The sequence below is a fragment of the Nitrosomonas marina genome, assembly GCF_900111605.1.
GTDB classification, from domain to species: Bacteria; Pseudomonadota; Gammaproteobacteria; order Burkholderiales; family Nitrosomonadaceae; genus Nitrosomonas; species Nitrosomonas marina_A.
This window is the reverse complement of record NZ_FOIA01000008.1, coordinates 78164-94482: the sequence shown is the minus strand read 5'-3', so window position 1 is coordinate 94482 and position 16319 is coordinate 78164. Positions and strand designations below refer to the sequence as shown.

13 protein-coding genes and 1 pseudogene are annotated in these 16319 nt (G+C 45.7%); 4 read left to right on the top strand and 10 right to left on the bottom strand.

The features are described from left to right. Positions 1 to 11: 11 nt before the first annotated feature. Positions 12 to 1208, top strand: coding sequence for a pyridoxal phosphate-dependent aminotransferase (locus tag BMY62_RS05345; RefSeq protein ID WP_090657403.1), 1197 nt, complete (start codon positions 12 to 14; stop codon positions 1206 to 1208). Positions 1209 to 1220: 12 nt separating this feature from the next. Here BMY62_RS05345 and flhC read toward each other — a convergent pair. The 8 genes and pseudogenes from flhC to rpsF all read right to left on the bottom strand — a co-directional run bounded on the left by flhC (position 1221) and on the right by rpsF (position 9159). Further along, a pseudogene (flhC, locus tag BMY62_RS05340) lies at positions 1221 to 1760 on the bottom strand (flagellar transcriptional regulator FlhC). Between the two features lie 31 nt (positions 1761 to 1791). Beyond that, positions 1792 to 2115, bottom strand: a complete 324-nt coding sequence (flhD, locus tag BMY62_RS05335) for a flagellar transcriptional regulator FlhD (protein ID WP_090657401.1) — start codon at positions 2113 to 2115, stop codon at positions 1792 to 1794. A 289-nt stretch (positions 2116 to 2404) separates the two neighbouring features. Next, positions 2405 to 4123, bottom strand: coding sequence for an EAL domain-containing protein (locus BMY62_RS05330; RefSeq protein ID WP_090657399.1), 1719 nt, complete (start codon positions 4121 to 4123; stop codon positions 2405 to 2407). A gap of 129 nt (positions 4124 to 4252) precedes the next feature. Next, positions 4253 to 7435 (bottom strand): bifunctional proline dehydrogenase/L-glutamate gamma-semialdehyde dehydrogenase PutA, encoded by a 3183-nt coding sequence (gene putA / locus BMY62_RS05325; protein WP_090657397.1) that lies wholly within the window; start codon positions 7433 to 7435, stop codon positions 4253 to 4255. 178 nt (positions 7436 to 7613) lie between these two features. Continuing rightward, positions 7614 to 8069: a 50S ribosomal protein L9 gene (gene rplI, locus BMY62_RS05320; protein ID WP_090657395.1), complete on the bottom strand. Its 456-nt coding sequence runs from the start codon at positions 8067 to 8069 to the stop codon at positions 7614 to 7616. A gap of 12 nt (positions 8070 to 8081) precedes the next feature. Continuing rightward, complete coding sequence (gene rpsR / locus BMY62_RS05315) at positions 8082 to 8363, bottom strand: 30S ribosomal protein S18 (protein ID WP_090657393.1); 282 nt, start codon at positions 8361 to 8363, stop codon at positions 8082 to 8084. An 18-nt stretch (positions 8364 to 8381) separates the two neighbouring features. Next, positions 8382 to 8678 (bottom strand): primosomal replication protein N, encoded by a 297-nt coding sequence (gene priB / locus BMY62_RS05310; protein WP_090657391.1) that lies wholly within the window; start codon positions 8676 to 8678, stop codon positions 8382 to 8384. 7 nt (positions 8679 to 8685) lie between these two features. Further along, complete coding sequence (rpsF, locus tag BMY62_RS05305) at positions 8686 to 9159, bottom strand: 30S ribosomal protein S6 (protein WP_090657449.1); 474 nt, start codon at positions 9157 to 9159, stop codon at positions 8686 to 8688. A gap of 371 nt (positions 9160 to 9530) precedes the next feature. Between rpsF and BMY62_RS05300 the strand changes: the two genes are divergently transcribed. Genes BMY62_RS05300 through trpC form a run of 3 tightly spaced genes read left to right on the top strand, consistent with a single transcriptional unit; the run spans position 9531 to position 12034 of the window. Then, a complete protein-coding gene (locus BMY62_RS05300; RefSeq protein WP_090657390.1) occupies positions 9531 to 10103 on the top strand; it encodes an anthranilate synthase component II in 573 nt (190 codons plus the stop codon). Between the two features lie 11 nt (positions 10104 to 10114). Further along, a complete protein-coding gene (trpD, locus tag BMY62_RS05295; protein WP_090657388.1) occupies positions 10115 to 11140 on the top strand; it encodes an anthranilate phosphoribosyltransferase in 1026 nt (341 codons plus the stop codon). Positions 11141 to 11158: 18 nt separating this feature from the next. Continuing rightward, on the top strand, positions 11159 to 12034 hold the full coding sequence (trpC, locus tag BMY62_RS05290) for an indole-3-glycerol phosphate synthase TrpC (RefSeq protein WP_090657386.1): 876 nt from the start codon (positions 11159 to 11161) through the stop codon (positions 12032 to 12034). 187 nt (positions 12035 to 12221) lie between these two features. On the opposite strand, the gene BMY62_RS05285 is transcribed toward trpC, so the two are convergent. Together BMY62_RS05285 and metH are read right to left on the bottom strand one after the other, a co-directional pair. Continuing rightward, positions 12222 to 12512, bottom strand: coding sequence for a hypothetical protein (locus BMY62_RS05285; RefSeq protein WP_090657384.1), 291 nt, complete (start codon positions 12510 to 12512; stop codon positions 12222 to 12224). Between the two features lie 85 nt (positions 12513 to 12597). Next, a complete protein-coding gene (metH, locus tag BMY62_RS05280; protein WP_090657383.1) occupies positions 12598 to 16308 on the bottom strand; it encodes a methionine synthase in 3711 nt (1236 codons plus the stop codon). Between the last annotated feature and the right edge of the window lie 11 nt (positions 16309 to 16319).

Below are 16319 nucleotides of genomic sequence, written 5' to 3'. Positions count from 1 at the left end.
AGGAGCCTGTAGTGCAATTATCCAGCCGCGTACAAACCATCAAGCCTTCCCCTACCCTTGCTGTTACTGCCCGAGCTGCAAGTTTGAAGGCTGAGGGAAAGGATATTATCGGTTTAGGTGCTGGCGAGCCCGATTTTGACACACCTCAACATATTAAAGATGCTGCGATTGCAGCTATTAACAAGGGTTTAACCAAATACACCGCTGTTGGAGGTACACTTGGCTTAAAAAAAGCGATTATTGAAAAATTCAGACGTGATAACGAGCTAGAGTACGATCATTCACAGATTCTGGTTTCTTGCGGCGGCAAACAAAGTTTTTTTAATCTTGCTCTGGCCTTGCTTAACCCAGAGGATGAAGTCATCATACCTGCCCCTTTCTGGGTGTCTTATCCCGATATTGTGAAAATCGCGGAAGGAAAGCCAGTGTTCGTTGCTGCGGGTATTGAGCAAAATTTCAAGATTACAGCCGATCAACTCGAAAAAGCCATAACTCAAAAAACAAAGCTGGTTGTCATAAACAGCCCCAGCAATCCCACCGGTGCAGTTTATACGCTGGAAGAACTGAGCTCACTAGGTGAAGTGTTGCGAAAATACCCTCAGATTCTGATTGCTACGGATGATATGTATGAACATATACTTTTATCAGGTAAGCGCTTCGTTAATATTTTAAATGCTTGTCCTGATTTACATTCACGTACGGTCGTTCTGAACGGTGTCTCTAAAGCATATTCCATGACCGGTTGGCGCATTGGATACTGCGGCGGGCCCGCCGAAATTGTAACTGCAATGGAAAATATTCAGTCACAAAGCACTTCAAACCCAAGTTCAATCTCACAAGCAGCAGCAGAAATGGCACTGAACGCTGATCAATCCTGCATCAGACCAATGGTCGATGCATTTATTGCACGTAATGATTTTATCACCGATCAATTAAATCAATGTAAAGGAATCGCCTGTCTGAAATCTGAAGGTGCTTTTTACGCATTTGCTGATGTACGGCAGGCGATAGCGAATCTTTACGATAAACACCTAATTCAGCACAAAAACGATCTGGCATTCAGTGAATATTTACTGGAAAAATCTGGTATTGCAGTTGTTCCAGGCTCAGCATTTGGCAGCGAAGGCTATATGCGTTTGTCATTTGCCACATCCATGGAAAACCTGGAAAAAGCATCTGTCCGGCTTAAACAGGCATTAGATCAATAACCAGATTCAAAGCTAATGCAGTTCTGATTCAGCGGCAGCTTTCTTGGTTTTTCCCGCTCTGGATGGAATATTACATAAACCACAGATATGATTTGAATGAATATCCAGAGAGTGCACTAAAAATTTCCCACCGCATTTGACGCATGGCGTCACACATAATACTTCACTTTCAACAAAACGAATCAATGTCCACGCACGAGTAAGACTTAACACCTGTTCCAGCTTATGTGCTTCTATATGCTCCAGATAGAGCTTATAACTTTTAATCAATGCATCAATTCAGTCGATATCTCCGTGCGTCGTAATATAATTATAGATATTGACAAATAATGAGGAATGCATATTGGGCTGCCAGCTCATAAACCAGTCTTCAGAGTAAGGAAGCATGCCTTTGGGTGGTGATACTCCTTTAATTTCTTTATACAGTTTAACGAGTCTCTCCCGACTCAAGTTGGAATTCACCTCCAGTACCTGTAACCTTGCACCCAATTTAATCAACTCAGATGCCAATTGTATTTGTTTCGCTTCAGTAAGTATGCTTCGATTGCGCATATGCCATATCCCTTCAGGTTATACCAAAAGCTTAGGAAATTGTTTCAGCGGGTTGTCCGGCCATAAGTATGGCAGCATGTGAGTGAGAAACGGCACTGCTACTATCCCTTTCATTATTAGAGAGCAATTCTGCTATCAGGGAATCATTGAATCTGAATCGACATAACAGGTTATTGGAAGATGCCATTTTTAGAAGCTGACTGGTTGTCAGTTTTTCAATTAGCTCGGCGACATCCTGATTAATACCCAGCCGGTAAATTGCAGCCATTTTATCTTCACGAATCAGTTGTTGTGCAAGAAGTAAATAACCTAAATTGATTTCTCTTATTTCTTCCAAATACTGTTTTGTCTCCATTTTAAACTCTCCTGTTTAAAAATTAAATAATCTAAACAACACACTGAATAGGTATGAATTTTCAATGCTGAGTCGATTTAAGTAAATGGACACATATCTAAAACAAAATTAGGAAAAATTCTTATCATGCTATAAGAATTTTTCCTACATAATTAAAAAAACTCGTGAATTTAGATGATTAGATTAATTCATTACAGTAAATTATTATATTTATTTAATACTTTGTTTTTACACTGAAATGATAACTACACGAAGTGTCTGGAAAAAGTTAACTGAAAATAACAGGATATTAATCAAGTGTACCGGTTTTACGCTGCTCAAGCAGTTTCAGAAAATTTTCAGCATTGACCGGTTGGCTGAAGTAATTTCCTTGTGCAAATTTACATTGTATTTCATATAAAAATTTTAATTGCTCCTTGGTTGTAATACCCTCAGCAACCATAGCCAGCCCCAGATTCTTTGCCATTGCATTGATTGCCGCCACTACTCTGGCATTTTCCGTGCATGACTTTGGATTCATGGTCAATGCAGGGTCCAGTTTGATACTGTTGACAGGCAGTATACTTAACCATCTGAGCGAAGCACCACCGGTTCCATAATTACTGATTGAAAACTGTATCCCGGCATCACCCAGTTCTTTTAAATTATTCATACTGAATTCTGCGCTTTGTAAAAATGATTCGGGCAGTTCCAGTTCAAGCAATTGCGGCGGCAGTTTGGTTTCGGTCAGCAAATTTTGCACATACTTTATAAAATGTGTCTGATCATAACCGTTGACAGCTACGGCCAGCGTGATCGTCAATCCATCGTAACCCATTTCGTGCCATAGCTTTGCCTGCAAACACACATGTTTGAGCATCCATTTTCCGATTTCCAGAATTAAGCCGCTTTCATGAATGAAAGGAAAAAACTTACTGGGTGTCAAAGGGCCGGCTTCGGGGTGATGCCATCTCAAAACAACCCCGGCTCCTTTTATAACACCCGTATCGAGGTTGATAATTGGCTGATACAATAATTCTAACTCATTATTGATAATGGCTTTTCGAAGTGCTTCCCTTGTCATAAGCCGCTTGGCGGAAACTTCATCCACTCTGCTCAAAAAATAGCGGCAACTGTTCTGCCATTTGTTTTGAGAATCAGACAACATATTCTCTATATTTGACAACAGTAATGAAATGGATTCGCCATGTGTCGGGTATTCACAAACTCCAATATTGAGCGTTACATAAAATTCAAGATTATTGATCACAACCGGTATAGACACCATATGCATGATCTTGTCAGCAAATTTTCGTATACCTTCCAGGTTATTGACGTCGCAGTTAAAAAAAGCGAATTTGTTACTTTCAATTCTTGATAACAAACATTGACTGTTTGTATATACAGACATTCGATATGAAAGCTGCTGAATCAGCATATCACCCACATGGTATCCATATATATTATTGATATCAGAAAGACCACTGATTTTAACTAAATACACCCCTGCCAGCCTATCTCGATCGGATAGGTTTGATAAAATGCCTGTAACTTTTTCGCAAAACAAATTACGTTTAGGCAAACCAGTTAGATTATCATAGTAGGTCAAGCGATAAATTTTGCTTTCAGCCTGTAGTTTTGCACGTTTAACTTCCAGATTATTCAACTCCCTGTCAATAACCAGCAGAAGACGCCCAATGTGCCCTTTATATATATAGTCATGTACGCCATAATGTATTGCAGAAATGACATTTTCATCACTCGTTTCATCTGCATAAATAATAAAGGGTATGTCACGACCCACTTGTTTCCAGACTTCCAGCGCTTCTTTCAGGTTGCCGGAATCCGCTGTGTAGTTACAGATCAGCACATGCCACTCACATTCATAAAAGGCAATCCGGATATCATTTGCGTCAGTTATCGCTTTACAGTTTATTTTGACATTAATTTTTGATAACTCTGCACGCAACTGTTCGGCTTCTGAATCTGAGTATCCGACAAATAGCAATCTTAGGTTATTTCTTAGCATAATTCGCTTTAAATTGTTTTCTCATTGTGTTAATTACGTCTTCATACCGTTGAGCTTTAAGACAATACCGTAATTTAGAAAAAAATGCCGACTGGTTTTTATGTTATCCATTTGAATAATATCAGCTTCCTAGCGCAGACTTTGCGCAAGCAAAGTAGGATTTCCACCCATAGCAGCCACATTGTCGGACACCGCCTGCTCGACAGAGAAACGGCGCAAATAATCAGGTCCACCCGCTTTGGGACCAGTACCGGATAACCCCATACCACCGAAAGGTTGCACACCGACTACTGCACCAATCATATTACGGTTTACGTAAACATTGCCAACCCTGGTCTGTTGGCAGATTTTTTTAATTGTGCCTTGAATGCGACTATGGATGCCAAGTGTCAACCCATACCCGCTGGCGTTGATGCTGTCGATCACAGCATCAAGATCACCAGATTGATAACGTACCATATGTAATACAGGACCAAACACTTCACTACGCAATTGCCGCAGCTCACTTATTTCAATCAGTGTTGGCGGAAAAAAATTTCCGGAATGAAGTTCATCTGCCTGAGAAGCCAGCGGCAATTGATAAATCTCGCAGTTATCCGCTCTCATTTTCCTGACATACTTTCCTAATTGATGCATGGCTTGCTGAGTGATAACAGCGGCTACATCTGTAGTTACATCATCGGGATTGCCTAGCCGTAGTTCCTGCATTGCACCGATCAGCATTTGCTTGACCAATTCTGCCGTCTCTTCAGGTACAAACAAGACGCGTAATGCTGAGCAGCGCTGTCCGGCGCTGTTAAATGCTGAAAAAACAGCATCCTGAACCAACTGCTCTTTGTGTGCAGACGTATCTGCAATCAACACATTTTGCCCACCGGTTTCGGCAATCAACGGCACAATCATTGGATGATCTGAAAGTTGACGATTGATATATTTTGCAGTATCAATGGAACCGGTGAATGCCACACCGGCCACACGGGAATCTTCAAGTAAATGCTGACCAATTTCAGAACTTTTACCTGGCAAAAAATGCAGTACGGATTCCGGAATACCAGCCTGATGCAGAATACGTATACATGCCATTGCAGTCAGCGCTGAACGCTCAGCCGGTTTGGCAATTACCGTATTACCTGCTACCAGCGCTGCAGCGATCTGACCAGTGAAAATTGCAATCGGAAAATTCCATGGACTAATGCATACAAACACGCCACGCCCATAGTATTTCAGCGTATTTACTTCTCCGGTTGGTCCTGGCAAAACGGCTGGGTGTTCAAATAATTTGAGTGCACCGACTGCGTAGTAACGACAAAAATCGACTGCCTCGCGTACCTCAGCGAGCGCATCTTTTATCGTGCGACCACCTTCGCGCATGCACAGATTCACCAGCTCCATACGTTGTTGTTCCATGAGGTCAGCTGCTTTAAGCAGGCAATCCGCACGCTCTCTCACAGCACGCAAGCGCCAATCACAAAAAGCGGTCTCTGCGGCATCGAATGCATCGGATACATGTGTTTTATCTGCATAAATCACTTCACCAACTATATGACAGTTATCATGAGGCGCATTCACCGAGTTCGTCTGACCCGTACAGGTCTTGCCGTTTACCAATGGAAAACTTTGATACTGCTTGTGAGCAAGCTTGTTTAGACTTTGTTTTACCTGCTCAAGTACTTGCGGATCAGCCAAATTGAGCCCGATAGAATTGCAGCGCTGTTTACCATAAAGTGCTGCAGGAAGTGCCAGCTCCGACTGCACGCCACTTTGCCATACAGTAACAGGATCGGTGATAATCTCTTCCACTGCGATATGCGGATTTTCCATATCATGGACAAACGAAGTATTGGCGCCATTTTCCAGCAATCGCCGAACCAGATACGGCAGCAGATCCTGATATTCACCTACAGGCGCATATACGCGACACACAATTCCGGGATGATTTCTCTGAATTACCTGGTAAAGTGCCTCCCCCATGCCATGCAAACGCTGGAATTCATAATGTTCATACCGGCATGCCATTTGCATAATGACAGAAACCGTATGAGCGTTATGGGTGGCGAACTGAGGATAAAAACAATCGGAGCGATCAATTAACAACCGGGCACACGCCAGGTAACTGATGTCTGTTGCCGACTTTCGTGAAAATACCGGGTAGCCGGCAAGTCCGTTTTCCTGTGCCCGTTTGATTTCACTGTCCCAATAAGCTCCTTTGACCAATCTGACGGGAATTTTGCGCTGCTGACCACGCGCAAGCGCTGCAAGCCAGCGAATAACATGTGTCGCCCGTTTCTGATATGCCTGTACGGCGATACCCAGACCCGGCCAGTCATCCAGTTCAGCACAGTTAAATACAGCCGAAAAAACATCCAGTGAAAGATCGAGACGATCACTTTCTTCAGCATCAACAGTAAGCGTAATGCCTGCATTACGTGCCAGTATAGCAAGATTTAACAATTTGGAAGTTAGCGCCGGTACGGCATAACGGAATTGGTAAGGCTCATATCGTGGATACAAGGCGGAAAGCTTTACTGAAACACTTGGTCTTGCATATAGCAAATCAGGTTTATCAAAACCAGTGTTCTGGAAATCTTTTCCCAACTGTATTATCGCGTGGCTATATGCCTGGAAAAACCGTTCGGCATCTATCGCGGTAATCGCCGCTTCTCCAAGCATATCGAAAGAATAGCGCACAGCGGAATCTGCTAAAGCTTCCGGCACACTGGTTGATTTTCCGATCGCCCGCTCAATAGTTTCCGCCATAACAAACTGCTCGGCCAATAATTGCATTGCCTGTTTCAATGCGGTGCGGATAACAGGCTGCCCCAAACGCACAACCAGCGTATCCAGAACGGTCTGAATGCGCGAGTGCTGGTCTGCGTGCAGTAGCTTGTGCTGTTGTTCCAGTACTCTGGAAAACATCAATGCACCAGTAGCCAGATTGACCAGCCGTGATTCACTGTGGTAAGCATGCAGACGCCAATCGGCCGAGTTTAATCGATCAGCCAGAAAGCGATCCTGGGTTGCGCGGTCAGGTATGCGCAACAGCGCCTCAGCAATGCTCATGAGCACAATGCCTTCTTCGCTATTAAGTTGATACTCCTGTAGAAACGCTTGTACTACCGACTGTTTGGCTTGCAACCAAGAAGAAGCCATTTGTCCACGTAACTGACTGAGCAAGTCACGTGCATGATTCACGGCTGTGGATGCATCGTAACCGGTAAGCTGCTTCAGTAAATTTTTAACCAGAGTTTTTTCATCGGATAAATAGGCGACACTCATCGCCTGACGAATCGAATAGAGATGATCTGAGCTCATAGAAATCACCACTGTGTTGATCAAAGTTTAAATGGGTGATTACAGTTTAACGTGAAGCTGCACTGTTGAAGGCACAATTTAACAGCCGGATTAACGCACTATTTAATCCCTTCGAGTTTTTTAGACAAAAAAAAGGACTCGCAAGAGTCCTTTTTCAATGTATGACAGTGTAATACTGCTAGATAGTCGCTTCGCCCAGTACAGAGACGGTAATCTGCGCCGAGATATCCCCATGCAACATCACTTTGATCGGATAATCACCAACCTGTTTTAATTGACCATGCGGCATGCGTATCATTGATTTTTCGATAGTAAAACCCTGCTCATTCAGGGCTTCGGCGATATTGGCATTTGTTACAGAACCAAACAGCTTGCCATCGCTGCTGGTTTTTTGTGAAATTTGCAGCATCAAACCTTCCAGTCTTTCAGCGATCGCCTGTGCTGCCGCCTGAACATCAGCCTGTTTTTGCTCCAGTTCAGCACGTCGCGTTTCGAACTCTGCTATGGTTTGCTCGGTAGCGCGCTGTGCTTTTCCCTGAGGGATCAGATAGTTTCTTGCATAACCGCTTTTTACATTCACAATCTCACCCAAGCGTCCCAGCTTAGCAACAGTCTCCATCAATATAACCTGCATGTGTATTACTCCTCAGTGACGGTCTGTGTACGGAAGTAGCGCAAGAAAACGCGCACGTTCTATCGCTGTGCCCAATTGCCTTTGATAGTATGCTCTTGTCCCTGTGATTCGGGCTGGAATGATTTTTCCATTTTCACTGATAAAATCTCTCAATACATCGATATCTTTATAGTCGATTGTTTTTACACCTTCCGCAGTGAAGCGACAAAACTTCTTGCGTTTGAACAAAGGACGGTTGGCTCTCCTTTCCTTTTCTTTGTCTTTTCCGTCATTTCGTCTGTTTATACGTGACATATGTTTTCCTGTTTTCAATTAAATTTGAACGATGTGCTCTACATGCAATACCAGCTGCTGACTAGTGTGGCTTTTTCTACTGAGAAAACCGGAAATCTTGACACTCTCGAACGTATTCATTTCGGCGATCATTTTGGCAGTCTCGCCCAGCGCTACCGCCTGCAATTCACACTGTATCTTTCGAGTCATATTTGCTTCCCTTCGACGCGACTGATGCTGTATGACAAAATCAATCACAGGTAATCCCGCCGGAGTATAACGTAATGCGCCAAGCCGGATAATTTCACCACAGATAACCGTCCGGTTGCATTCCACTTGATATTTATGATGCCGAATTCACTGCCTCAGAATCTTCAGTATTTTTTGATTCGTCAGTTTCTTCGGCTTCACCGGACGATTCAGCTTTGTTGTCTGTTTCGTTCTTTTCATCCGGTTTTTCACTATTATCAGCCGGACGCGGTACAGCATCATCCTTTTCTTTTTGCTGCATCATGGGTGAAGGTTCTGTTACAGGCCCATCCATTCTGATCGTTAAATGACGCAAAATGGCATCGCTAAACTTAAACGCATAATCAAGTTCATTCAACGTTTCCTGATCGCATTCGATATTCATTAACACATAATGCGCCTTATGCACTTTCTGAATCAGATAAGCAAGCTGCCGCCTGCCCCAGTCTTCCAACCGGTGTACCTTGCCGTTTTTAGCTGCAACTATGCCGCGGTAACGTTCAATCATCGCCGGCACCTGCTCGCTTTGATCAGGATGAACTATAAATACGATTTCGTAATGTCGCATCATTGCTGTTTGCTATTCCTCTTTCGGGTAAAGCCTTCCATAATAAATATATGGTAAGACAAGGGGTTAAAAAGGCTGAATTTTACTGAATTCCACCGATAACATCAAATAAACTTCACTGTTTTCAGACAGCAAACTTATTTACAGCCTATCTCAAACCATGCAGTTGTTCATAATACACGGCTGATTCGGGACGCCTATTCAAATTTTTTCTGCCTATCAAATGTATCTCCACCCAAAGCACTGCATGAACTGATAAAATCCTAAATTTTGGCTGCAATCAGAATTCCAGCGGTTCTAACGCTGCGGATCACCAAGGATCGCTGAGGATAAGGATTGCTGCTGAACAGCATTATAAAATAATTAGAAACATGTTATTGATGATCGATAATTACGATTCCTTTACCTATAACCTGGTGCAGTATTTTGGCGAACTGGGTGAGGATGTCGTTGTACACCGTAATGATGAAATCAATCTTGACACGATTGTGAAACTGGCTCCGGAAAGAATTGTAATTTCTCCCGGTCCCTGCACACCTAATGAAGCTGGTATCTCCCTGTCAGTCATCAAGCACTTCAGTAAAAATATTCCAGTGCTGGGAGTCTGTCTTGGCCACCAAAGCATAGGACAGGCATTCGGTGGCAATATCATCCACGCCAAACAGCTGATGCACGGCAAAACATCGCCAATCTTCCATCATGACAAAGGTGTTTTTCGCAGCCTGCCTAATCCGCTTATCGCGACACGCTACCATTCTTTGGTCATCGAACGCGCCACGCTTCCCGAGTGTCTGGAAATCACGGCATGGACGGAAGATGGTGAAATCATGGGTGTCAGACACAGAACGCTGAATATCGAAGGTATACAATTCCATCCGGAATCGATTCTCAGCGAATACGGTCATGACATGCTGAAAAATTTTCTTTTACAAACCCACCATTAACAAACGACAGTATGGATCCACAAGAAGCTTTGCATCAAATCATCGGTCATCAGGAAATCCAGCATGACGACATGCTGTCACTCATGCGCCAGATTATGAAGGGAGATGTTTCGCCTGTTCTGATTTCCGCCATAATTACCGGTTTGCGTGTCAAAAAAGAAACAGTCGGGGAGATCGCCGCTGCCGCCAGGGTCATGCGCGAATTTGCCACACCAGTCAACATCACTGGCAACCAGCACTTAATCGACACCTGTGGCACCGGCGGGGACGCAGCGCACACCTTCAATATCTCTACTGCTGCGGCTTTCGTCAGCGCAGCCGCAGGCGTACAGGTGGCTAAACATGGCGGGCGATCTGTTTCCAGCAAATCGGGCAGTGCCGATGTGCTGGAGGCACTGGGGATTAATCTGAATCAGACTCCTGATCAGGTTGCCGAAAGCATCAGTGAAATCGGGGTCGGTTTCATGTTCGCGCCCAATTATCACAGCGCCATGAAACATGCTGCACCGGTACGCCGAGAACTCGGCATTAAAACTATTTTCAATATTCTAGGGCCGCTGACTAACCCCGCCGGCGCAAAGAATCAGGTACTCGGCGTATTCGATGCACAACTGGTTTTAATTCTCGTTCAAGTACTGCAACAACTCGGCAGTACGCATGTGATGGTTGTCAACGGTGCAGACGGGCTGGATGAAATCACCATCAGCGCTGAGACTCGTGTAGGTGAACTCAAACAAGGTACGGTCACAGAATATTCAATCCGGCCTGAAGATTTCGGACTGCAGTCAGCACCCATCACATCGATACAAGTGAAAGACAGTAATCAGGCGAAGGCAATGTTGTTGTCCGTGCTCGAAAACAAAAAAGGACCGGCAAGAGACATTGTCTTATTGAACGCTGGAGCGGCCATTTATGTATCAGGCGTCGCCGATTCTCTCGTACAGGGTATACGTCTGGCTCAGCGTGCCATTGAGAGCGGTGCAGCGTTGCAAAAACTGCATGAACTGGTTGCATTTTCCAACCGGCGTTCGGCTTGAGCCTCATTAAAAAACATCATGTCAGATATTCTCAAAAAAATTCTTGTCACCAAGGTTGCAGAAGTCGTTGCCGCTAAAACAAAAACACCATTAACCGAAATAATGGCAGCGGCCAAATCCACCACGCCTGCGCGCAATTTCTTCGCAGCCATTCAAAACAAAATCACTGCCGGTCAATCCGCCGTGATTGCCGAAATCAAGCAGGCCAGCCCTAGCAAAGGCGTATTGCGTGGCCCCGAATCGGCACACGCGCCACATTTGAGCTTTAACCCGGCAGAGATTGCAACAACGTACGAAAAACACGGTGCGGCCTGTCTGTCCATCCTAACAGACCGCCAGTATTTCATGGGTGACTCCGAATACCTGCAGCAGGCCCGCGCCGCCTGTCAACTGCCAGTACTGCGCAAGGATTTCATCCTTGAGGAATATCAGATCGCGGAAGCGCGCGCCATGGGTGCGGACTGCATTCTGCTCATCGTCGCGGCATTCACCATGGACAATGATTTCGGCGCCGAAAAATTGGACAATTTCGACCCAAACGCGCTGGAACAGATGTCCAAACTGGAAGCACTAGCACATGAACTCGGCATGTCTATCCTCGTTGAAGTGCACAATGCCAAAGAACTGTCGCTCGCATTACAACTCAAAACCCCGCTCGTCGGCATCAATAACCGTAACCTGCGCACGTTTGAAACACACCTGGATACCACATTGCAACTCTTGGAACAGATACCCAATGACCGTGTTATCGTCACCGAAAGTGGCATTCACACACCGAGAGATGTGGCATTGATGCGCCAGCACAACGTCAATGCATTTTTGGTCGGCGAGGCATTCATGCGTGCTGACGATCCGGGTGTTGAGCTGGCGCGGTTGTTTAGCAGCTCAAATTAACAGGGAATAACAAACAAATCGTTGATTGTGCGATGATCATTTCGCACATTTTCTAGCGAAATGCTGCTGACTGGGCGCTGTGACCATATTCGCTCAGTTACTGTTGGAATAAAATAATACACTCCATCAAAATAAGCCCACATGACGCAAAACGCATCGAGCTTATTCTGACTGATCAACCCATGGATTATTCGGCAACCGGCCCTTTTTTAACCATTGCCGCCGTTTCGCCCGTTTCTTCCGAGCCAAGATCCGATAACCGCCAGATGCCAAACGTTACGCTGGGTGGAATGCCCATGCCGAGATTCAGGCTGCCAATGCGATAGTTCGAGCCGCGCGCTTTCAGAATAGCATTGACTTTCTCCTGCTTCTCCACGGCTTTGATAATCGTACTGGCGATTACCTCATCGCTACTGAACTCTACAGTCTTGTCGGCCACGCGATTTGACAGTTCCTTTGCCTTGTCCAGAATACTCATTTTCAATCTTCCCAAGAAATATTGGATATAGACCTCATGATAGGTTTCTTAATTCCGTTCCGAACACGGTAAAATGCAATAGCAATTAACGTTCATAGGCAAGCACAGGGGCCAGCCACTGCTCCGTTTTTTCCACCGCCCAACCTTTTCGCCGCGCATAATCCTCCACTTGATCCTTGCCGATTTTTCCAACCGCGAAAAATGTTGATTCCGGGTGCGCAATATAAAATCCGGATACTGCGGCAGTAGGTACCATGGCAAAAGATTCTGTGATGATTATGCCTGCTTTTTCGGTAGCACCAAGTAATTCAAACAATGGACCTTTTTCAGTGTGATCCGGACATGCGGGATAACCCGGTGCCGGACGAATGCCGAGATATTCTTCTTTAATCAACTGTTCGTTATCCAGAGCCTCATCACTGGCGTAGCCCCAGAATTCACGTCGGATACGCATATGCATATGTTCAGCAAACGCTTCGGCCAAACGGTCGGCCAGCGCTTTGAGTACAATTGCGCTGTAATCGTCATTAACATCTTCGAACGCCTTAATACGATCTTCAATGCCAAAACCTGCGCCAACGGCAAACAGACCGATATAGTCCTTGAGCCCTGTCGCCTTCGGTGCAATAAAATCGGACAGGCAACGGTTAGGTTTTCCGGCCGGTTTTTGGGTTTGCTGGCGCAAGCCGTGCCAGGTCATGGCAATCTTCTCCCGCTTCTCATCGGTGTAGATCTCGATATCATCACCGACTGAATTGGCCGGAAACAATCCGAACACAGCGTTCGCGGACAACCATTTCTGTTCCACAATTTTTTTCAGCATCGTTTGCGCGTCACGAAACAGATTGCTCGCGGTTTCACCCACAACTTCGTCTTCCAGAATGGCCGGATAACGGCCGGCCAGTTCCCAGGCCTGAAAAAAAGGCGTCCAATCGATAAACGGCACGATTTTTTCCAGTGGATAATTATTCAAGGTACGAATACCCAGTAATTCCGGCTGCGGCGGCTGATAAGCGGCCCAGTCCGGCTTAAAGGCATTGGCCCGGGCATCTTCGATCGACAGGAGTTTGGACGGGCCTTTCTTGTTTTTATGCTGCGTGCGCACCCTGTCATATTCATTTTGAATATTCTGCACATAGTCCGTCTTCAGGTCTTCAGACATTAAGCTGCTGCACACACCTACGGCACGACTGGCATCCGGCACCCACACCACCGGTCCTTCATAATGCGGTGCAATTTTGACAGCAGTATGCACACGGGAAGTAGTTGCGCCACCGATCAGTAATGGAATGCTGAAGTCCTCTCGCTGCATTTCCTTGGCCACATGGGTCATTTCCTCTAGCGAAGGTGTGATCAGTCCTGACAATCCGATGATATCGGCATTTTCTTTTCTGGCCATATCCAGAATTTGCGTGCTGGGCACCATGACACCCATATTGATCACTTCGTAGTTGTTGCACTGCAGCACCACTGCTACTATATTCTTACCAATGTCATGCACGTCACCTTTGACGGTCGCCACCACGATTTTGCCTTTCGGCTTTGAATCGCCGAGCAGCCTCTTTTCCTCCTCGATAAAAGGCAGCAGGTGCGCTACCGCCTGCTTCATCACGCGTGCCGATTTCACGACCTGCGGCAGAAACATTTTTCCGGCACCGAACAAATCACCGACAACGCCCATCCCTTCCATCAACGGGCCTTCGATAACCTGAATCGGCCGCCCGCCTTGCGCCTTGATTTCCAGTCGTGCCTCCTCAGTATCTTCTACAATATACGTGGCAATACCCTTGACCAGCGCATGCGTCAGGCGCGACTGCAGCGGCTCTTCGCGCCAGCTTAAATCTTCAACCTGCTCTTTTTTCTTCCCTTTGAAGTTTTCTGCAAAATCAACCAGGCGCTCCGTAGCATCATCACGGCGGTTCAGGATAACATCTTCAATATATTCAAGCACATCGGCGGGAATATCCGAATACACGCCTAATTGCCCGGCATTAACAATACCCATGGTCATACCGGCTTTGATGGCATGATAAAGAAATGCAGTATGAATTGCTTCGCGAATTGGCTCATTACCGCGAAAAGAGAACGACACATTGGATACGCCGCCGCTGATTTTTGCATATGGCAGCGTTCTTTTAATCTCGCGCGTGGCTTCAATGAAATCCACGCCATAATTATTGTGTTCATCTATCCCGGTTGCAATGGCAAAAATATTCGGATCGAAAATAATGTCTTCAGGTGGAAAACCCACTTTATCCACCAGCACGCGGTAACTGCGGGTGCAGATGTCCACCTTGCGCGCCAGCGTATCCGCCTGACCTGTTTCATCGAACGCCATCACAATAACTGCCGCCCCGTAGCGGCGCGCCAGTTTAGCCTGTTCAATAAACTCTGCCTCACCTTCCTTGAGACTGATGGAATTGATAACGGATTTACCCTGTATGCATTTTAACCCTGCCTCTATTACCGTCCATTTGCTTGAATCGAGCATAATCGGTACGCGACAGATATCTGGCTCAGTAGCGATCAGATTCAGGAATTTCACCATTGCCTGCAAGGAATCCAGCATGGCTTCGTCCATATTGATATCGATGATCTGCGCACCGTTTTCAACCTGACTGCGCGCAACATCCAGCGCTTCGGCATACTGATCTCCCAGAATCAGTCGCGCAAAAGCACGAGAACCTGTCACATTAGTCCGCTCACCAACGTTCACAAAAAGCGAATCGTCACCGATATTCAACGGTTCCAGTCCTGACAAACGAAGCTTTTTGGGCAATTCCGGCATTTTTCTTGGAGGCAGTGACTCTACGGCTTCGGCTATGGCCTTGATGTGTGCTGGTGTGGTACCGCAGCAGCCACCGACAATATTGACAAAACCGGACTGCGCAAAATCTTTCAATTGACGTGCCGTATACTCGGGTGTTTCGTCATAACCGGTTTCAGACAGCGGATTCGGCAATCCAGCATTGGGATGTACGCTGACGTAGACTTCCGCAATTTCGGACAACTCCTCGATATATGGCCGCATCAGTTCGGCACCCAGCGCACAGTTAATACCTACTGATAATGGTTTTGCATGCTGTACCGAGTTCCAGAATGCTTCAGGCGTCTGTCCCGAGAGCGTACGGCCGGAAGCGTCCGTAATTGTTACTGAAATCATGATGGGCAGGCTGAGCGCGTTCACCTCCAGAAATTGGTCGATGGCAAACAACGCTGCTTTGGCATTCAGCGTATCGAAAATTGTTTCAACCATCAGAATATCCGCACCACCGTCTACCAGTCCGCGTATGGATTCTGTATAGGCGTCAACCAGTTGATCAAAGCTAATATTCCTAAAACCGGGATCATTTACATCCGGCGAGATGGAAGCTGTTTTTGTTGTTGGTCCAATAACACCAGCAACAAAACGGGGTTTGTCCGGTGTTTTTGTTTCCACTTCGCGTGCCGCTTCACAGGCCAGCTTTGCTGCTGCTACATTAAGTTCGTATACCAGCTCCTCCATATGATAGTCCGCCATCGAAACCGCGTTGGCATTAAATGTATTGGTCTCGATAATATCTGCACCGGCTTCAAGATAATCGGTATGAATAGAACGAATCACGTCCGGACGTGTCAACGTCAACAGATCATTATTGCCTTTGAGATCATGCGGAAAATCGGCAAACCGCTCGCCGCGAAAATCGGCCTCTTCCAGTTTATATGTTTGAATCATTGTGCCCATTGCGCCATCCAGGATCACAATTCTCTGGGCAATTAAGTTTTCCAACAGGTTCGTTCGAAGATTTTTTTTCATTACTTTGTGTG